Source organism: Methylosinus sp. is20ea (genome assembly GCF_059718135.1).
On the sequence record NZ_AP046089.1, the window covers coordinates 86,643 to 105,864 of the forward strand.

11 protein-coding genes and 2 pseudogenes are annotated in these 19,222 nt (G+C 64.2%); 3 read left to right on the forward strand and 10 right to left on the reverse strand.

Features of this window, described 5'->3' with window-relative positions:
* Nucleotides 1-10 precede the first annotated feature (10 nt).
* The 7 genes and pseudogenes from AC6IY7_RS19265 to AC6IY7_RS19295 form a co-directional block, all read right to left on the reverse strand.
* On the reverse strand, nucleotides 11-739 hold the full coding sequence (locus tag AC6IY7_RS19265) for an SIMPL domain-containing protein (RefSeq protein WP_497782917.1): 729 nt from the start codon (nucleotides 737-739) through the stop codon (nucleotides 11-13).
* A gap of 410 nt (nucleotides 740-1,149) precedes the next feature.
* Nucleotides 1,150-1,563, reverse strand: a complete 414-nt coding sequence (locus tag AC6IY7_RS19270) for a hypothetical protein (protein ID WP_497782918.1) — start codon at nucleotides 1,561-1,563, stop codon at nucleotides 1,150-1,152.
* Nucleotides 1,564-2,218: 655 nt separating this feature from the next.
* A pseudogene (locus AC6IY7_RS19275) lies at nucleotides 2,219-2,342 on the reverse strand (recombinase family protein); the annotation flags it as partial.
* A 51-nt stretch (nucleotides 2,343-2,393) separates the two neighbouring features.
* On the reverse strand, nucleotides 2,394-10,904 hold the full coding sequence (locus AC6IY7_RS19280) for a GH36-type glycosyl hydrolase domain-containing protein (protein ID WP_497782919.1): 8,511 nt from the start codon (nucleotides 10,902-10,904) through the stop codon (nucleotides 2,394-2,396).
* Nucleotides 10,905-11,083: 179 nt separating this feature from the next.
* Nucleotides 11,084-11,254 carry a hypothetical protein gene (locus tag AC6IY7_RS19285; RefSeq protein ID WP_497782920.1) on the reverse strand — a complete coding sequence of 57 codons (171 nt, stop codon included), beginning with the start codon at nucleotides 11,252-11,254 and terminating at the stop codon, nucleotides 11,084-11,086.
* Nucleotides 11,255-11,265: 11 nt separating this feature from the next.
* Nucleotides 11,266-11,400, reverse strand: a complete 135-nt coding sequence (locus AC6IY7_RS19290; protein WP_497782921.1) for a hypothetical protein — start codon at nucleotides 11,398-11,400, stop codon at nucleotides 11,266-11,268.
* A 220-nt stretch (nucleotides 11,401-11,620) separates the two neighbouring features.
* On the reverse strand, nucleotides 11,621-11,833 hold the full coding sequence (locus AC6IY7_RS19295; protein ID WP_196408339.1) for a cold-shock protein: 213 nt from the start codon (nucleotides 11,831-11,833) through the stop codon (nucleotides 11,621-11,623).
* Nucleotides 11,834-12,447: 614 nt separating this feature from the next.
* On the opposite strand from AC6IY7_RS19295, the pseudogene AC6IY7_RS19300 reads away from it, so the two are divergent.
* A pseudogene (locus AC6IY7_RS19300) lies at nucleotides 12,448-12,865 on the forward strand (alkaline phosphatase family protein); the annotation flags it as partial.
* A gap of 126 nt (nucleotides 12,866-12,991) precedes the next feature.
* On the opposite strand, the gene AC6IY7_RS19305 reads toward AC6IY7_RS19300, so the two are convergent.
* The 3 genes from AC6IY7_RS19305 to AC6IY7_RS19315 form a co-directional block, all read right to left on the reverse strand.
* Complete coding sequence (locus AC6IY7_RS19305; RefSeq protein ID WP_497782922.1) at nucleotides 12,992-14,464, reverse strand: MBL fold metallo-hydrolase; 1,473 nt, start codon at nucleotides 14,462-14,464, stop codon at nucleotides 12,992-12,994.
* Nucleotides 14,465-14,570: 106 nt separating this feature from the next.
* Nucleotides 14,571-14,915: an acylphosphatase gene (locus AC6IY7_RS19310; RefSeq protein ID WP_497782923.1), complete on the reverse strand. Its 345-nt coding sequence runs from the start codon at nucleotides 14,913-14,915 to the stop codon at nucleotides 14,571-14,573.
* Nucleotides 14,912-16,285: an aryl-sulfate sulfotransferase gene (locus AC6IY7_RS19315; RefSeq protein WP_497782924.1), complete on the reverse strand. Its 1,374-nt coding sequence runs from the start codon at nucleotides 16,283-16,285 to the stop codon at nucleotides 14,912-14,914. Before AC6IY7_RS19315 ends, AC6IY7_RS19310 begins: the two co-directional genes overlap by 4 nt.
* A gap of 333 nt (nucleotides 16,286-16,618) precedes the next feature.
* Here AC6IY7_RS19315 and ribA point away from each other — a divergent pair, with 333 nt between their 5' ends.
* Both ribA and AC6IY7_RS19325 read left to right on the forward strand, forming a co-directional pair.
* On the forward strand, nucleotides 16,619-17,725 hold the full coding sequence (ribA, locus tag AC6IY7_RS19320) for a GTP cyclohydrolase II RibA (RefSeq protein ID WP_497782925.1): 1,107 nt from the start codon (nucleotides 16,619-16,621) through the stop codon (nucleotides 17,723-17,725).
* Between the two features lie 169 nt (nucleotides 17,726-17,894).
* Entirely contained in the window at nucleotides 17,895-19,181 is a 1,287-nt protein-coding gene (locus AC6IY7_RS19325; protein WP_497782926.1) for an efflux RND transporter periplasmic adaptor subunit, read from the forward strand.
* The last annotated feature ends 41 nt before the right edge of the window (nucleotides 19,182-19,222 follow it).

Genomic DNA, 19,222 nt, shown 5'->3' on the forward strand with positions numbered 1-19,222 from the left:
ACAAAGCACGCTAACGCGAAAGCGCCCATGTCACCGAGACTTTTGCCGTGAGCCGTCGCGCGCCGGGCCGCAGAGGCAGGTTGATCGCGCCGTTCGCCGACACGGTGGCCGTAGGCGGCGATTCGCGTTGGATCTCGTCGGAGGGAATCACCTTTTCGTGATCGATTTCAATGATGCGCCCGAGCTTCGCGCCCAAGGCCTCGACATAGCTTCTCGCGCGCTGTTCCGCATTTTTGAGCGCCGCGATCCGCAGTCGTTCGAGACGCGCCGTCTCGTCGCCGATGACGAATTCTACGCCCCGAACTTCATTGGAGCCGGCGTCGATGGCGCGCAGGATGAGCGCCCCGGCCTTGTCGAGCGAATTCACGAGAATGCTCAACTCGTTTCGCGCTCGGAAGCCCCTGGAGACGCGCCGTCCATGCGAGCCACGCACGGCGGAGTCGTCCGACATGATGGAGACGAGCGTCGAACCTGCGGCGCTAAAATTCTCGGTTTGTACCCCCTGGCGGACAAGATCGTCCAACAAGGCTTGCGTCTTCTGCGCGTTCTCGTTCACGGCTTCGACCGCGGTCGGCCTTTCTGTCACGACATCCAGGAAGAGGGTCGCCTTATCGGGAAGCTCATCCTCCGACGCCTCTCCTGTCACGGAAATATGCGGGAGCGTATCCTTCAAAGTTTCGGCCGAAGCGCTCGCGAGGAAGACGATGCTCGCCAGCGCTGCGAGAGATATTCGGGCCATCGACTCTCTCCGTTGAAGCGAGCGACACGGGTCGCCGGGGAAAATGCACGCCCGACGCTTCCGGCTCCCGCCGATTCGGCAAGCCGAGGCGAGGACGAGCGCGAAGCATTATCGACCAATATATGGCTCTGTTTTACTCTCGGTGTAGATCATGGTCGAATAGCTCCGCCATTCGGCTTCGCCCTCACAGATCCGGGCATGCGGCTTTGCCACGGCCCAGTTCCCCCCGGAGGGCGGCCGCGCCGTCACTTCCGCGAACCAGTCCCAGCCGATGCGACGGTTCTTCCAGCTTCGCCGTTACAGGCGCTCGAACCAGATTCGTCGAGGATGCGACCGCTTGAAACAGAGCCGAATTGAGGCAACGCGGTACAGTCTCCTCGACCATGTGGAGCCGGACGAGCGCGCACCGCTCATAGAACGGGCTCTTCTTTTTGCAACGATCGAAGAATTGTCTCTGCGAAGCTAATCAGCACGTCTGGCGGCAGGGATAGACGTAGAATCGCTGCATTCGAGCCCTGTGCCGCCGAGTCCGACGCGAGACGGACTTGAAGGACTTTCCGATGCGAGGTCGGTTCCGCAACGACCTCGAGCGCCTCTCCCTCTAAGATAGGGATGTCGATCGGCCCATTGTGAGAGCGCACGTCGCGGGCGATCTGCGACAATTGCAGGAGAAGGATAGCGAGGCGCGGCGCCTCGTCGACCGGGAGAAAGATGTTCGCGTCGGCGTCATCGGCCTTGGCGTGAAGAACAATGTCATCGCCGCCATTGGCGACAGCCCCGCTTTCGATAGACCTGAATCCTACGCTGATCGCCATATCAATCATCCTCTCGCCTCCTCGACCGCACACCCGCCCCGCCGCCGTTCTCCGGGATCGACTCGACGTTAGCGGCATCGAGCGCGGCCGCGAGTGCCGACATGAGCGTCTTCCAGGTGGGCGTCCTGGGCGCACGTTGAGCTCGGGGAGAGGGTCGCGACGCCGAGGGCGAAGGCCCCGAGCGCGACCGTCGAAGACAACTCTCGCGCTATGGCGGACTGCAAAAAATGCATTGTTGGTGCTCCGTCGCGCCCGTTGATAACCTATATATTAATAATTTCGATATGGTTACTATATTATAAGGATCGGCCTCCACAAGGGCGGCGACGCATCGATAATCGGCCCCACTCTGACCAACCCCCGGCGGGTGGAATGGGTATTCGATTTCGGCTGTGAACTGGCGCTGGGTCTCGACGCCGATTGGCGTCCAGATCCGTTGATTTCTGCGCTCGGCAGGGGTGGAAACCGGCCGCTTGTCGACAGCTGAGGCGGCTGTTGTAGGAACGCGCCGCCTATAGAGCCGTCTATTTTCGATCGGCCTCTTCCTTCATGCGTCGCCGGGCGAACAGCTCCCGCCACGGCGCAGCCGTGTGAGCGCCGACTTTGTCTCGGGCGGCGTGGTCGAGCGCGCGCAGCAGCAATTCCAGCGACGAGCGCGTGCCGGCGCGCGATTTGGGATTGCCGCCGACGCGGCCGCGCTTCTTGGCGGCGTTCAAATCGTCTTTGGTGCGCTCCTGGATCAGGGCGCGCTCCAATTCCGCCACGGCGCCGAGAAGCTGCAGCGCGAAACTTGGGCTGTTATATGAGAGAGCGTCCCGAATCCGGCCGGCTCGAAGCTTCTATATGATGATCCGCAGCCGATGCGCTCGCCCGTCCAGATCGACGCGAGCACGTCCTTCGACACAAGGCGTCGGCACGCCGTCGAGGAGCGCTCGCGAGACGCCGCGACGGCGATTCGATGCGATTTCCACGCGGATATCGTAACGGGTCGCTCCCACTTCGACAGTGGCGTCGAATCCCGGCCATGCGGTTGGCAAGCACGGGTCGACGACGAGAACGGCCCCCTCGCGGCGGATGCCCAGAATGCCTTCGACGCCGGCGCGATACATCCACGCCGCCGAGCCCGTGTACCAGCTCCAGCCCCCACGCCCGACGTGGGGCGCGACGGAGTAGACGTCTGCCGCGACGACATAGGGCTCGATCTTGTAGAGCGCGGCCTCCTCGGAAGTGCGCGCATGATTGATCGGGTTGAGCATGGCGAAGAGCTCGCTGGCTGTCTCGCCGTCGCCGATCTGCGCATAGGCCAGGATCGCCCACATGGCGGCGTGGCTGTATTGGCCGCCGTTCTCGCGCAGGCCGGGAGGGTAGCCCTTGATGTAGCCCGGATCGAGCGCGGTCTTTTCGAAGGGCGGCGAGAACAGCAGAGCCAGGCCGTCGTCTTCGCGGATCAGGCGCTCGTGCAGGGACGCCATCGCCACGGACGCGCGCGCGGGATCGGCGGCGCCCGACAAGACCGCCCAGGATTGAGCGATCGAATCAATCCGGCATTCTTCGCTCTCTTTGGAGCCGAGCCAGGTCCCATCGTCGAACGTCGCGCGGCGATACCATTCGCCATCCCACGCTTCGCGCTCGAGCGCCTCGCGCAGCTTGTCCGCATGTGCGCGCCAGCGGCGCGCGCGGTCTGAGTCGCGTTCGTCGGCCAGCGGCGAGAACAGCGCGATGGTTCGCACCAGCAGCCAGCCGAGCCACACGCTTTCGCCGGCGCCGCCTTCGCCGACCCGGTTCATGCCGTCGTTCCAATCGCCGCCGCCGATCAGCGGCAATCCATGTCCGCCGGTCAACTCCAGGCATTGGTCGAGGCCGCGGGCGCAATGCTCGAACAGTGAAGCCGATTGTTCTGCGATCTGCGCGGGGAAAAAGGCCTCATGCTCCTCGCGCCGCAAGCGCGGACCTTCGAGAAACGGCACGATCTCATTCAATATGGCGGCGTCGCCCGAGCTGGCGACATAGGTCGCGGTCGCGAAGGCGAGCCAGACGCGATCGTCCGATATTCGCGTTCGCACGCCTTGCCCAGAGTGCGGCAGCCACCAATGCTGCACGTCGCCTTCGACGAATTGTCTGGCGGCGGCGCGCAGAAGATGGCGCCGCGTTTCGTCTGGCGCGGCCAAGGTCAGCGCCATGCCGTCCTGAAGCTGATCGCGGAAGCCATAGGCGCCACTCGCCTGATAGAAGGCCGAGCGTGCAAAGATGCGGCAGGCGAGCGTCTGATACAGCAGCCAGCCGTTCAGCATGATGTCCATCGCGCGGTCCGGCGTCTTCACCCGAATCGTTCCGAGCAATGTGTCCCAATGGTCCGTCACCTCCTCGAGAACGGCGTCGAGGTCGGCTTCGCGATAGCGCGCGATGAGCTCCCGCGCCTCTTCGGGCGACCTGCATTGTCCCATCGACCAGACGACCTCGATCGTCTCGCCCACGCCGAGCTCCACGACGCGCTGCAAGGCCGCGCAGGGGTCGAGCCCCGCGCCGGTCGTTCCGCTCAAAGGGGTCGTTCCGATGAGCGCCGCAGGCGCCGCGAGATTGCCGTTGCGGCCGAGAAACTCGGTGCGGTCGGCCGTCCAGGCCGTCTGTCGGCCGCAAAGATCGGCAAAGGCGACGCGATCGGAGAAGGCGACGCTCCACGGATTGCGAGCGAGCATCGCGCCGGTGGCCTCATCGATCTCTGTCATGACGAACGGCCCCGAAGCGCCGCGAGAAACGCCGAGCGCCAATTCCGCATAGGCCGTGACCGATAGACGGCGCGGCGTCCCGGAGAGGTTCTCGATGGTCAGGCGTGAAATCTTGATCGGGTCGGCGAGCGGGACATATTGCAGCAATTCGAGCGCGACGCCGTTCGCTTGGTGTTCGAAACGGCTATAGCCGTGACCATGGCGCGCGACATATGTTCCGCCGTCGTGGATCGGTTGGGCCGTCGCGCCCCATAGATCGCCGGTCGTCTCGTCGCGAACATAGATCGCCTCGCCTGTCGGGTCGGCGACCGGATCGTTGGACCAGGGCGTGAGCTGGTTCTCGCGACTGCTGTCAGCCCAACTGTAGCCGCTGCCTTCGGCTGCCACCTGAAAGCCGAAGCCCGGATTGGCGATCACATTGATCCACGGCGCCGGCGTCGCATGGTCCGCATCGAGGATGGTCACATATTCCCGGCCATCCTTGTCGAACCCGCCGAGCCCGTTGAAGAATTCGAGGTCGCGAGACGCCGGCGATTGCCTCGGCGCGGGCGACGGAGGCTTTTGACGCCGCGTCGGCGACGTTCGATTCGGCGACCGGGGCAAACGAGCGAGCTGGTCGGCGATGAGCCCGCGGCGGGCGAGCAGAACGACACGGGCGACCGATTGCAGCAAGGCTCGACCATCGGCGCTCATCAGGTCGGCGCGAAGCGCATAGACAGCGCCTTGTCCGGCCTCGTCGCCGAGTCGCGGTCGCGATTGGCTGCTGCGCACGGCGGTCTCGATCGCGACTTGAAGGTCCTGCATGTAGGAAGACGCGTGCTCGTTGACGATGACGAGATCGACGCCGAGGCGCTTCATGCGCCAATATTCGTGAGCGCGCAGAATCTGGCGAACCTGCGCGATATCCTCTATGTCTTCGATCTGCAGAAGGACGATCGGCAGATCGCCGGAGATGGCGTAGGGCCACAGGCCCGACTGAGGGCCCGCGCCGCCGATGATCGCTGCGGACGGCGCCCTGAAGCGTCGGTCGGAATAGAGGATCGGCGCCGCGAGGCGTTGGAAATCCGCGGCCTCCTCCGTCGTCGCGTCGAGATGACGAAGCTGCACTTGGGCCTGCGTCCACGCCAGGGTCTTCGCCCGGTTGAACGCGTTGCGGTCATGATGCGTGTCGATGAGATCGAGGAGCTCGTCGCGCGATGACGCGACGACGGTCCAGAAGGCGACCCGCGCGATCTTTCCCGGCGGGATCGTCACGCGATGCCGGAGCGAGAAGATCGGGTCGAGCACGGTCCCGACCGTGTTGGAAAGCCGTCGCCCATTCTCCATGGCGAGCGCCGCGCCGACGGAGCGGCCGCGGCCGATGAAGCGCGCCCGATCCGATTCATATTGCGGATCGGCGACGATCTCGCGTTCGACGACCGCGAAATGAGCGGCCCAGACTTGCGGCTCGTCGTGCGAACGCCGACGGCGTGTCGCGACGAGCGCGCCGAATTCGCCGAGATATTCCGTTTGCACGAACATTTTGGTAAAAGCCGGATGCGCATTGTCGGCGGCTGGCGTCGTCAGCACGATCTCGGCGTAGGAGGTGAGCTCGATCTCGCGCGGACGGCGTCCGCTATTGGTCAATGATATGCGGCGAACCTCGCCGTCGTCCTCGCCGGAGACGAGAACATCCATGGTGGTGGTCAATGCGCCGTCGCGGCGGATGAATTCGGCGCGATCCTCGCCGAAGATGATTTCGTCATATTCCGCGCCGCTTCCGACAGGCTGCGCCGCGGCGGACCAGACGGCTCCGCTCTGCGTGTCGCGCAGAAACACGAAGGAGCCCCAGTCGTCGCAGGTCGCATCCTCCCGCCAGCGCGTCACGGCGATATCGCGCCAGCGGCTGTAGCCCGACCCTGATGCGGTCAACATCAAAGAATAGCGTCCGTTGGACAGCAGATGCGTCACCGGAGCGCCGGCTGCGGAGGCGGAGAGACGGCGCACTGTCGGGCCTTCGGTAATGGCCACGGGCGCCGAGGCTCTCGCCTCCTCGACCCGCGGGCGCACCACCGCGACGTCCCTCGGCGTGCGCTCCTGAAGCAGGAGCTCGCTGGCCTGTATCATCGGCTCGCGATGAAACCTTTCGCGCATCTGGCCATGATGCAGAGCGTTGGCGATGGCGACAATGGTCATGCCCTGGTGATGGGCCATGTAGCTGCGCACGATCGCCACATCCTCATCGTCCTGAAGTCGCGAGCGGGTGAAATCGAGCGCTTCGTAAAAGCCGTAGCGGCCTTTTGCGCCGATCTGGCCGAGACGCGCGTAGTTCTGCTGCGCGCCATGCGGATCCACCATCGTGGCGAGGCCGGTCGCATAAGGCGCGATCACCACATTGTCCGAGAGCCCGCGCTTCAAGCCGAGACCGGGAACGCCGAAATTGGAATATTGATAGGTGAGCTCGAGGTCGCGCGCATTATAGGCGGATTCCGAAACGCCCCATGGGACGCCGAGCGAACGTCCGTAGAATTGCTGCCGATCGACCACGAAGCCATTGGTCTGCTCGAGCAGGCTGCCGGCCGGCGCGCGCATCACCAGCGACGGCATCAGATATTCGAACATCGATCCGGACCAGGAGATCAGCGCCGATCCGCTCCCGAGGGGAACGGCCGTCCGGCCGAGACGAAACCAGTGCCGCGTCTCGACGTCGCCCTTGGCGATGGCGAACAGGCTGGCGAGCCGTGCTTCCGAGGCGAGCAGATCGTAGCAATTGGCGTCGAGGCTGTTGTCGACGAGGCTGTATCCGATCGACAGCAGCTTCCGCTCCGGATCGAGAAGAAAAGCAAAGTCCATCTCCAGAGCCATCGCCCGCGCCGTATCGGCGAGCGCCTTCAATCGGCCTTTCAGAATCAGCGGCGCATCGGCGATCTGAAGCCGGTCGCGGCCATTTTCGATCATGGCCGTCCTCAGCGCCTCGATCCAGAACGCGAGATCTGGAGAGCGATCGTCTCCGACCGGGAGCGCGAGCTCATGAGCAGCTCTGGCGGCCTTCTCGGTCAGCCGCTTCAGCGTCGCGGGCAGCGCCTCTATTCCTCGAGCGCCAGTCAATTGCGTTTCGATCTCCTCGAGGACGGAGGAGAGGTGACGTCTGCGCTCGCTGCTCGCGGCGGGAAGGGCGTCCATGGCTTCGCGGGCGAGCCGGAGATGGTCTGTCATACCGAGCTGCACGTTCGACGAAACAGCGAGGTCCATCCATTCTTCGCAAGCATTGGCGAGCGCGATCAGATGACCGGCGAGATTGCCGCTGTCGACGGATGAGACATAGGCGGGATCGAGCACGCGAAGATCCTGCGTCCCGTACCAATTGAAGAAATGTCCCTTGAACCGTTGTAGCTTCTGCATGGCGCCGAACGTGGCTTCCAATCGCTCGACGGTCTCCAGCGTTCCCGCCCAGCCGAAGTCGCGAGCCGCGGTCGCGGAGAGCAGATAGAGGCCCATATTCGTCGGCGACGTCCGATGCGCGAGCGCCGGCGTCGGAGTCTCCTGGAAATTGTCGGGCGGCAGCATATTATCGGCCGGCGTCACGAATGTCTCGAAATAGCGCCAGTTGCGACGCGCGGTGAGCCGCAAGTCGCGCGCATCCTGCTCTGAAACCGCGAGCCGCCGCGCCAGCGTCGGCGATCTGCTGACCCACAAGGCCAGCGCCGGCGCCATTCCCCAAAGCAACGCAAAAGGCAAGACCTGTCGCCAGGACGATGGCGCCCATGCGACCGCAGCGATCGTCATGACCAGCGCGAGCGCTGCGCCGCCCGCCATCGAGCGGTAGAAGCCGGCGATATCGAGCCTGGGACTTCCCTTGGATTGCGCGGCTGTCGTCCATTCGAGAAGACGCCGGCGCGTGACGAAGACGCGCGCCAGCGTTCGCGCGATGGCGTCGCCGTTTCGAAAAGCCTGATCGGGCAGGAAAGCGACCGAAAGAAAGCTCTGCATGGCCGCGAGCCGCACATCGGCGGCGAGCGCGCCGATGTGATTGCGAAAGCGCATGCCGGCGCGACGCGGCAGCACGGAAAACAGGGTTGGAAGGAACGCCGGAGTCGCGATGGCGGCAAGAACGAGCAAAATCGCGTCCGTGCTCGCAGGCGCGAGGGTCCAACACAGGCCGAAGCTCATCAAGATGAACGGCGCCAGCAGCGAGCGCCGCAGATTGTCGAGCATTTTCCAGCGGCCGACCCATGGGATGGCGCGACGCCCCATTCCGAGCGCGAGTATGAAGGGAAGAAGCTGCCAGTCGCCGCGCGTCCAGCGATGCTGGCGCTTGGCGACGACGTCGTAGCGAGACGGAAACTCCTCGACGACCTCGACATCGGAGGCGAGGCCCGCGCGTGCGAACACGCCCTCGAAGAGGTCATGGCTGAGCATGGAGTTTTCCGGGATGCGTCCGGCGAGCGCCATGCCCATGGCGTCGACGTCGTAGATGCCCTTTCCCGTGAAGGAGCCCTCGTCGAAAAGGTCCTGATAGACGTCGGAGACGGCCGCCGCATAAGGGTCCAAACCGCCGGGGCCGGAAAAAACCCTCTGATAGAGAGAGCCCTCATGGCCGACCGGCAGGGACGGCGTGACGCGCGGTTGGAGAATGGCGTAGCCGTCGACGATGCGCTGCTCGATATCGCTGAATTTCGGCCGATTGAGCGGATGCGCCATCTTGCCGATCAGCCGGAGCGCCGCATCGCGCGGCAGCTTCGTGTCGGCGTCGAGCGTGATGACGTAACGCACGTCCGCGGGCGCGGTCGGCGTGCGCCCACAGACGGGCATGAAGGTCGTGTCCGTGGCGCCGCGCAGCAGACGGTTGAGCTCATGCAGCTTGCCGCGCTTGCGCTCCCATCCCATCCATTTGTTCTCGCCGGCGTTGAAGAGGCGGCGGCGGTGCAGCAGTAGAAAGCGGTCCCCGCCGAGGCCAGGCGGATGACGGCGATTGAGCTCTTCGATCGCCGCGGCGGCCGCGCCGAGCAGACCGGCGTCGCTCTCCAGCGTCTCCTGATCCGCATCGACCCCGTCCGACAAAAGGACAAAATAAAGATCGCCTCCGGCGCCGGCGAGATGATGGATCTCGAGACGTTCGACCTGCTCCAGCAGGTCGGCTTTGCTGGTCAGCAGCGTCGGCACGGCGACGAGCGTGCGCAGCGATTGCGGAACGCCTGCCGTGAGCTCCAGTCCCGGCAGCGTCCGCGCGCCGAAGCTCGAGGTGACGGCGCGATCGACGAGCGCGATGGCGACGCCCGTCGTCGGCAGAAATCCGATGAGGGCGAATAGCGTCAGCGCGCCGGCGTCGAGCCCGAGAATCGGCAGCGCCCACAGCCCCGCGCCCAGCAGCAGCATGGCGACGAGCAGAATGGCGCCGACATAGCCGCCGATGCCGAGACGGATGTTGAAGCGGCTGAATTGCAGTTGCGGAGACGGCCTGAATGCGATCGTCCGCTCGAGCGCGCGCCGACCCTTGGCGATCAGATGGTAGCCGGGATCGCCGACGCGCGCCGCCTCCGCCGCATCATCCGTCGCCGCCGCCGCCGCGCGCGCCGCCTCCAGCGCATGATCGGCGATCTCGAGCTCCGAGGAGGACGATCCTCGCGCCAATTGCTCGATCGCGCTTCGATAGAGATTGCGCGTCGAAAAATCCATCGCGGCGAAATTGCTCATTGCGCGCAGCCGTTCGTCGACGAGGCTCACGCTCTCGAACAGCCCCACCCAGTCGATATCGGAAATCAGCCGCATGCTGGTGATGACGTTGCGCACGCTGACATTGGAGGCGCCCTGTCGCTGCTGGGCATGCTGCACGACTTCGTCGATCGAAGCGCCTTGACGCGCGAGCCGCTCCTCGAGCCAGGCGAGCGTCGGCGTCGTCTTAGGGTCCTGATCCCTCAGCCGCCGCGCGAGCTGCGCCGCGAACAGCTCAGACAAAGGCGAAGGCGAGCGCGTGGCGATATCGGTCTCGAGCGCGGATCGGGCGAATCCCGCGACGAGCAGCCGGCTCGCGAGCGCATCCGCGTCCTCGCGCGCGCGGCGTCCGGCCGTGATCTGGTCGGCGAGCCGGCGCAGATTCTCGACGAGAACGATGCGCAGCGTGATCGCGACGGCCCATAATTCGCCGATCGTGAGCGGCTGGACGCGCTGATAGGCGACGATGAATCGACGCAGAATGTCGGGATCGAAGTGACTGTCGGTGTGGGCGACGAAGGCCCAGGCGAGGCCGAATACTCTCGGATAGCCGGCGAAGGGCCCCTCGGCCAGCTTCGGCAGCTGCCGATAATAGCCGGGGGGCAAATCGTCACGAATCTCGCGGATTTGCTCTTCGACGAGATGATAGCTGTCGAGCAGCCATTCTGCGGCGGGAACCACGCCCCGACCGTTCGCCAGCTTGGCGGCGCTCGCTCGATAGGCGGCGAGCAGGACCGCGGCATTGTCGTCGAGACGTGTGTGCAGAGAGAGAACGACAGGCGGTCTCGTCGTCACCGGCTGTGCGGCGGCGAGGCTTTCGGCATGCTGCTCCAGCCGTTCGGCGCCGAACAGCTCCTCCCTCACCGGCGCCTTGTCGCTCCACAGAGACGAGGCGCCGCGGCGCCTGAAAGCAAAGCGAAGAAAAGGGTTCATGCGGCCTTTCCGGCCAATGTCGGCTCTCGAAAGGCCGCCGACGCGAGCGAAGCTGGACTCGAGGAGGTTTTGTATGAGGACGCTCTCCCGGCGCGCCTCGGAAGTCGGCGGCAGGCGACCGACTCGGGAACGCCGCCGCCAGCATGTCTACCCCATTTCTCGTGTGGGAGAGACTGACGTTACGAACGCTCATCCGTCGCTGAATGTCGGCGCGCGAGAAACGAAGGACCGAGGTTTTTCTCCTCGTCGATCGACTGCCTATAGATTCTCGCCAGTTGTGGTCCGTCGATAGAGTCCGGCTCGAATAAGCGTTCGAGCGGGACCGTCGTTTCTTCGGCGCCGACCATCATGCGCTGGCGCCTCACTTCTTCTTCGTCGGAGCTCCGATCGAAGCCGACAAGCCTTTGGTCATCAACCCGATCGGCGCCGTCGCAGGCTCCTGCTTCTTCTTCGGCTTCTTGGTTTCCCGATTGCCGCGCCTCTGTTCCTTGACCATGACGTCCTCCTGGACCGATCCGATCTGCCGTGTCGATCGATGGATGCGAGAAATAGAAGGCCCCGCCGCCCGATGGGGCGCGGGGCCGGAACGGCGCCGGGCGCCACCTCGGGCAGAACGCTCTGCCGCATCGCTCGTTTCAAGTCGCCCGCACATTCGTGGTCGACTGTGCCGATCGACATTGGCCGGCCCATGGAACCCACGGACGCCGGCGCCGCGATCAGACCAGAACCTCGAGCTTGTCGGCCGACATTTTGCCGCTCTTGCGATCAGCGACGAGCTCGAAGCCCACCTTCTGACCTTCGCGCAAATCATTGAGCCCCGCGCGTTCGACCGCGCTGATGTGGACGAAGGCGTCGCTGCCGCCATTATCCGGAGCGATGAAGCCGAAGCCCTTCTGGGCGTTGAACCATTTCACGATTCCCGTCGCCATGAGGAGAATCCTTTCGTAAGCATAGGTTTCTGCTTGCCCACCAATCCGTGAGCCGTCGAAATCGCATTTTCAGGAGAGGAGAATGTCAGCTCGGCGCGAGTATTTCTCGGCACAAGGCCAAATCATCCGGCCGTTCATCGACAGGATTAACATAGGCCGAACTTGTCAAAAACACAAGGACGCTCAATATTTTTCTTTGACATCGAGAATTTCGACGTTGCTAACATGTCGGCGGCAGCCCCGACGTTTACCCAGACCCGATGAGGGCGTAGCGGTGGCCGGGAGGGGATGGGGATCCTGCTAGCCGCAACAGCATCAGGGAACACCGTCTCATCGGAAAGACAATGTCATCAGCATCGCCGGCGGGTGCCGTGGATTATGACGCCATGCTCATCATGGCGGTGGAAACCACAAGAGCGGGGTGGTGGACGCGCATGTGCCGGGACTTGGCGCGCCGGGACCTGGATTGGCGTTGCGTAACTGCTCGATCGCGCGGGTGCGACCTTCAAACTACGTTTTCCGCAAATCGGTCCCGCGTTCGGTCGGCCGCCGCCCTGCGTATCCTCCACCACATCCGACCACCCTGTCGATCCATCAGCTCTCTAGCAATCGCAAGCCCGACCCGCGCCTGCAATTTCACCGAGCAGGTGCTGCAAGCATTGACCGCCAACCCCGAGGTTTGGAGCCAGACCGTCTTCCTCCTGACCTTCGACGAGAACGACGGCTTCTTCGACCACCTGCCGCCGTCGGCGGCGCCGTCGTATGACATCGCCGGCAACCTGATGGGCAAGGCCACGCTGCCGCTCGCCGATGAGTATTTCTCCAACACCGTCGGCAATGTCCTGAACAGCCGGCGGCTGGATCAATTCGCGGGTTTTCGACCACACGTCGGTCGGTCGATTCCTCGAGAAGCGCTTCGGCATCAAGGTGGACGCCATCAGCCCCTAGCATCGCGCCATTTCGGGCGACCTCACCACGGCCTTCGACTTCGCGAGTCCCAACGATCCCCAGTTGCCGCCTGATCCAAACAACGCCCGAAACCAACTTCATAGCCGTTCATGAAATTTGCACCATAGCCCTGGCGAGATTGAAGCCGACGGCGCAGAGGCGTCGTCGGCTGCAGTCCATATTGTGGGCTGGGCCCACGGCCGGCCTCGCTCAGTTGGCAGCCGCCTTCTTCAATCCGATCGCCGCGCGCAACTCGTCGATAGTGGCGACGCGGCCATGCAGGCCCGCGATGCGCTCGACGTCGAGTCCGAGCTTTTGAATATTGTCGTAGAGATTGACCGAGAAGGGATTCGGCGTCGCCGGCGGCGGCGCGCCGACCGCGGCCGGCGTATAGGCGTCGGCCTCGATCACGAGCTTTTCCTTCGGCAGATAGACGAGCGCGAGATCATCCGAATGGCCGCTGCCGGCGATGTGATGAATCTCGATCGCGTGAGCGTCGCCGAGCGCGTGCTTATGATCATAGGTCTCGAATTTCGCCGCCTTCTTAGAGGCTGCGAGGCGATCAGGACGCAGCGTATGCGGCGCCGCCCAGGCTTTTTCGTAATAGGCCTTGCTGATGTCCTGCGTCACAATGGTCGCGTCGGCGTCGACGAAAGTGCGCAAACCGCCCGAGTGATCGAAATGCACATGGCTGTTGACCACATATTTGATCGGCTTGCCGGGTATGATCTCGCCGACCTTCTGGATCAGAGCGATCGAACGCTCTTCGCTCAGCGGCCCCTCGATCAGCACCACATGATCCTTCTCTTCCACGGCGACGCTGTGATGCGTGCCGCCGGTGAGATAATAGACGCCGTCGGCCAGCTTCTCGGACGCGACAGTGACGACGGGCGCAGGCGCGCTCGCGACATTGGCCGGAACGGCGATATCGACCGCGCCATTGGCCTTGGCCGAGGCGACGGCGACATGCAGAATTTCATGGCCGCCTTCGCTGCGATGAATCTCTGCCGGGAAATGCAGCCCGCCGAAATCCTTATAGCCCGAGAAATGCGTCTCGATGAGAGTATCGCCCAGCACCGGCGTGTCGATCCAGGTCTTGATCTGCGCGACATGATTATCGGCGCCGATCGTTCCGACGAAGCGGCGAGCGCCGATGGCGAAGGAGACTTCGACTCCCGCGCCGACCGTCTCCGACTTGGCGTTATTGGCGAGCGCGGCTTTCAAGAAGCCCTGCGGCGTCGTCCAGATTTCGGCGACGCGCTCGTCGACGGCGGCCGGCGCCGGCGTCGCGACCGGAGCGGCGCCGGGAGCCGCGCCCTGCGGCGGAGCGACGTTCCAGGCCTTGTCGCCGGCGATGAACCATTCGAGCTTCTGCTCGGTGGGGGCCGGCCGCGGACGGCCGTCCGGCGTCTGCGAACGCGTGATCAGCACGCGCTCGGCGGCTTTGTCGAAATCGATCGCCGCGCTATAGGCGGAGACGTCGAATTTCGGCCAATCGCCGCCCGGAACGGGCGCCTGGCCGAACTGAAACCAGTGGCCGGAGCCTGCGATTTCAAGCGTCTTGACGCTGGCGGCGGAAGCGAGCGTCGCCGCCTCCTGCAGCGAGGCGGCCTGCGCCGCTCCCGCGAAGACCGAGGCCGTCAGGCCCAGGCCAGCGATCGTCTTGAAACTGCGTATCGACATGACAACCTCTCTTCCGTGGATCAAAGCAGTTATTCGACGGCGCGTGAAAGACGCGCCGATTTTCGGGAGGAAGACCGCGTCTCTCGTCCGCGGGCATAAGCGGCGTTCACACCGCCGGCGCGGCGACGAAACCGCTCTCGCCGCCGCCTTCCGCGAGGGCGCGAGCATCGGCCTCGTCGACGCGATAAGAATCGATGCGCGCCGTCGCCGGACCTTTCGCCGCCAGCGCGAGAAATTCCTCGACGATGGCGACCGGCCCGGCGACCACCGTCTCGACGGAACCGTCGCCGCGGTTGCGTACCCAGCCGGAAAGTTGCAGCCGTCCCGCCTCGCGAGCGACGAAGACCCGATAGCCGACATTCTGCACGCGGCCTTCGACGATAATGCGAGCGAAGCGAGTTGCGCTGATGAGGGGCGTCACGGGATTCTGCCAGACGATGCGGGGCGTCATTTGGAGGTCAGCCGAAAGGCCGCGCTCTCCGGCGGCGCGACCGCCGTCTCGGAGTGCGGCGTTCCCTCCGGCGCCCAGTCGTAAGGGACCAGTTCGGCTCGATAAACGCTGTAATTGATCGTCGGCCTTCCGGTCTCGGCGTCCTTGCCGCGGCGCGGATAGGGATTGAGATATTCCCAGACGATGTCGCCCTCCGGCGTGACCTGGAAGAAGCGCCCGATCTGCCCTTCGTCGATGAAAGTGTTGCCATTGGGCAGGCGGCGCGCATTGCTGATATGCGTGCTGCGGAAGGTCCAGCCGGGATTGCCCGAGCTCGCGCCGGTATATTGCCAGACGATCTCCTTCTTCACCGGATCGATCTCCAGCACGCGCGAGCCGCCCGTGTAAGTGACGGAAGCGCGCGGATAGCCGGCCTCCCCCTGATTGTCGAAGACGAGTAGATTGCCGGCGCCCGGCAGGCCCTTGGGAATGATCTGTGCGTCATGCTGGCCGGAGATCTGATCGACCGGCCGCGGAACCTTGCGCGCGGTCGTCGACCCATCCTCGGACACGGGTGGGAAATGCGGCCCGAGCGTCCAGACGATCTTGCGCGTCTTGCGGTCGATGATGGCGATGAAATTGCCGTTGCGCGAATCGAAGATCAGATTGTCGGGCGCAAATCGCTGATCGCCTTCGTCATACCAATGATTGGGGCCGACAGGCTTCAGGTCGTTGACGTGGAGATAGTCCGGATTCTTCGAGCCTTTGATGAGCCTCAATTCGTCCGCGGTGAAGCCGATCTCGTCGAGATGGTCCGAGGCCGCCCAAGTCCAGACGATCTCGCCGTCGGGATTCACTTCATAAGCGACGTCGTCCAGCACTTGCGGCGCGGCGAAGCCTGGCAGCGGGTAGGAGATATTGGCGAGCAGCAACGTATTGCCATTGGGTAGGCGCGAAATGTCGTGATGCTGGCGCGCGACGCCGCCCGGCGCGGCGGGGCCGAAGGTCCACAGGGGCTTGCCGTCCCAATCGACTTCGCCGACGATCTTGCGGACGCGCGTCTGAACGCGGCCGGGCGTCAGATCGGAGCCCTTGCCCTCGCCGCTTTCCAGCGTGACGAAAATATGTCCGCGCGCGCCGCCTGCGAGCGCCGGATCGATGAAGGAGACCGGCTGGCCCGTATATTTCCATTCACGCACGACCTTGCCGGTGAGATCGACGAGCCGCGTGACATCGTCGCCGCCGGGAAAGAGGACGAAGGAATTCTGCGCCCGCGCCGGATCATAGATCGTCGTCCCGGTCGGATAGACGCTGGGCTCGGCGACCGCGCAAATCGCCGTCGCCGAGAGCGCCGCGGCGACGAGAACACCGGACGAAACAGCCGCTCTCATATGGATTCGGAGTGGAAATCGATGCGTCGAATCTGCCATCGGACGCTCCCGTCACGCTGCGATGGCGCCATTATATTCATACTTTATCGCTATGATAAATGGCAAAAAGGTCAGATTCTGCACATAAGGACGAACTTGCCCGGTTCGACGCTGCGACAGAAGCGATCATTCTAAAATCACGAACTTTGGATGACTTTGTCCTTCGCGGCCGCCAGGCCGTGCAGGCCTCGGCGCCCGCGAGCCGCCGCCGCCCCGGCGCAATAATTCTGTTGTCGGATCGAATAAAAGAACTATATCTGTCGAGTTTGTGCTGATGAGAGCGTCGGAGGCTTTGTGACGATTTCTTCCTTGCGGCCGGGCTTTCGCGATGCGCCCGGCGCCGTCGACGTGGAGCGCGCGATCGCCGAAATCCGGAGCGGGCGGCCGATCATTCTTCGTGACGGAGCAGAGCCAATCGTCGCTCTCGCTTGCGAGGCGCTCGACGGCGATCTCGCCGCCCGCTTCGACCTTCTGGCGCGCGGCGAAGCGCGGCTGGCGCTGCCCGCGCCTCGGCTGCGGTGTCTCGGCGCGGATCGCCGCGACGCCGGCGCCATCGTGCTGCCCGTTGTCGACATTGCGCGCGCGCAGGGGCTCGCTTTCGATCCAGCGGCGCGACTCGACGCGCCCGTGGCGCTGATCGCCCCTCTCGAAGAGGGAGCGCTCGAGCTGATGCGGCTGGCGCAGGTGCTGCCTGCGGCCATCGTCGGGCGCGGCGATGGCGCGAAGGCGATTTTTCCCAATCTGCTCGGCGTGGCTCTCGACGATGTGCAGTCTTTTTCTCTCGCCCGGCACGCCTCCTTGCGCATCGTGTCGCGCGCGCGCGTTCCGCTCGAAGGCGCGCCGGACAGCGAATTCGTGGTGTTCCGCGGCGGCGAGGGGCTCCGCGATCAAGTCGCGATCGTCATCGGCGCTCCGGACTTCGCGGCCCCTGTCCCGGTCCGGCTGCACTCGGCCTGCCTCACCGGCGATCTCTTCGGCAGCCTCAAATGCGATTGCGGGGATCAGCTGCGCTATGCCGTGCGTCACATGGCCGAGAGCGGCGGCGGCGTTCTGCTCTATCTGGATCAGGAGGGCCGCGGCAACGGGCTCGCCAACAAAATCCGCGCCTACGATCTCCAGGCGCAAGGATTGGACACCTACCATGCTGACGAAACGCTCGGATTCGGCCCCGATCAGCGTCGCTTCGCCTTCGCCGCAGAGATGCTGAAGGCGCTCGGCGCGCGCCATGTGCGATTGCTGACCAACAATCCCGAGAAGATCAGAGCGCTCGCGGAGGCGGGGCTCGAAGCCGTCGAGGCCGAGCGCATTCTCGGCCGCAGGAACACCCATAATCTCCGCTATTTGGCGGCCAAACGCGACAAGGCCGGCCATCTCATCGACCTGGACTGCGTCCCCCGCTGATCGCGGCAGGCGTCCAGCCCATCGAAACAGCCGTTGCTTATTCCTAGTTATATTATATATTTAATTATCTGTTGTCGCAGCGCGCCGGCAAATGACGACGTTTTCGACAATCGGCCGACGACGCGACCGTTGCGCGTCGCGACCAGCGATCCGCGCGGAGTTTCATCCGATGAGTTCCGACATTACCGAAGCCGCCCCTCCCTTCCTCGGAGCGGCCAGGCGATTTTTGCCGCGCCGCAATCTCGCCAGATGGATCACGGCAGCGCTCATTGGCGCGCTCGCGATCGCCGCCTGGTGGTATCGCGCGGGAGGGCCGACGCCACCTCCCGGCGCCGGACGCGGAACAGCGACCGCTGTTGCGGCGGCGGAGATCGTCCGCGGCGATTTTCCCGTTATCTTCACTGGCCTGGGCACGGTCACCCCACTCGCCACTTCTGTGGTGAAAGCGCAAGTTTCTGGACCGCTCTTGCAAGTGAAATATACGGAAGGACAGACAGTAAAAGCCGGAGACATACTCGCCGAGATCGATCCGCGGCCCTTCGACCTCGCCGTCGCGCAGGCGAAGGCGCAGTTCCAAAAGGACGACGCATTGCTCCAGAACGCAGAACGCGACCTTTCCCGCTACGAGGCGCTGCGAACCAAAGTCAAAGACGGCGTCTCCGCGCAACAGATCGATACACAGCGCTCGCTGATCGGCCAATATCGCGCAGCGGTGGAAATGGATCGGGCCCTGCTCGGCCAGGCCGAATTGAATCTGAGCTACACGCGCGTCGCCGCGCCGATCGACGGCCGCATCGGCCTTCGAATTGTCGACCCCGGAAACATCGTGCAGACCAATGACGCAAACGGCATAGCCGTGGTCACGCAAGTCGCGCCGATCACCGTGATCTTTACCCTCCCCGAGGTGAAGCTGCGAAGCGTGCTTCGCCGCTTCCGCTCGGGCGAGAAACTCGCGGTCCTCGCCTATGATCGGGAACATTCGGACGAGCCGGCGCGCGGCCTTCTCTATGCGATAGACAATCAGATCGACCCGACCACGGGCACGGTGAAGTTGCGTGCGGAATTTCGCAATGAAGGCGAGACACTCTATCCCAATCAATTCGTCAACGCCGAATTGACGGTGGAGACGTTGAAAGGCGTCGTTCTCGCGCCCGCCACGGCGATCCAGCGCGGAGCGAAGGGACCCTTCGTCTATGCGATCGACTCCGACGACAAAGTCGTCGTCCGGCCCGTTCGGCTCGGCCCTGGCGACGGAGAGCGCATGGTGATCGAGGATGGCGTCGAACCCGGCCAGCGCGTCGTCGTCGAAGGCGTCGATAAATTGCGCGATGGCGCGAAGATCACGCTCGCGCGCGGAGCCGATCCGACGCAAAAGAAGGACGCCAACAAGGGCGTTTCCACCGAGCAGCGCAGCGCGGCCAATAAAGGCCGCGACGCAGTGAGCCCGATCCCGTGAGCGCCGTCGATATCTCGCGCCCATTCATCGAACGCCCAGTG

Coding starts and splice junctions, on each gene's coding strand:
- AC6IY7_RS19315 (WP_497782924.1), bottom strand. CDS start 16,285: ATGAGAGCGGCTGTTTCGTCCGGTGTTCTCGTCGCCGCGGCGCTCTCG.
- AC6IY7_RS19290 (WP_497782921.1), bottom strand. CDS start 11,400: ATGGTCAAGGAACAGAGGCGCGGCAATCGGGAAACCAAGAAGCCGAAG.
- AC6IY7_RS19305 (WP_497782922.1), bottom strand. CDS start 14,464: ATGTCGATACGCAGTTTCAAGACGATCGCTGGCCTGGGCCTGACGGCC.
- AC6IY7_RS19270 (WP_497782918.1), bottom strand. CDS start 1,563: ATGATTGATATGGCGATCAGCGTAGGATTCAGGTCTATCGAAAGCGGG.
- AC6IY7_RS19285 (WP_497782920.1), bottom strand. CDS start 11,254: ATGATGGTCGGCGCCGAAGAAACGACGGTCCCGCTCGAACGCTTATTC.
- AC6IY7_RS19325 (WP_497782926.1), top strand. CDS start 17,895: ATGAGTTCCGACATTACCGAAGCCGCCCCTCCCTTCCTCGGAGCGGCC.
- AC6IY7_RS19310 (WP_497782923.1), bottom strand. CDS start 14,915: ATGACGCCCCGCATCGTCTGGCAGAATCCCGTGACGCCCCTCATCAGC.
- AC6IY7_RS19295 (WP_196408339.1), bottom strand. CDS start 11,833: ATGGCGACGGGAATCGTGAAATGGTTCAACGCCCAGAAGGGCTTCGGC.
- AC6IY7_RS19280 (WP_497782919.1), bottom strand. CDS start 10,904: ATGAACCCTTTTCTTCGCTTTGCTTTCAGGCGCCGCGGCGCCTCGTCT.
- AC6IY7_RS19265 (WP_497782917.1), bottom strand. CDS start 739: ATGGCCCGAATATCTCTCGCAGCGCTGGCGAGCATCGTCTTCCTCGCG.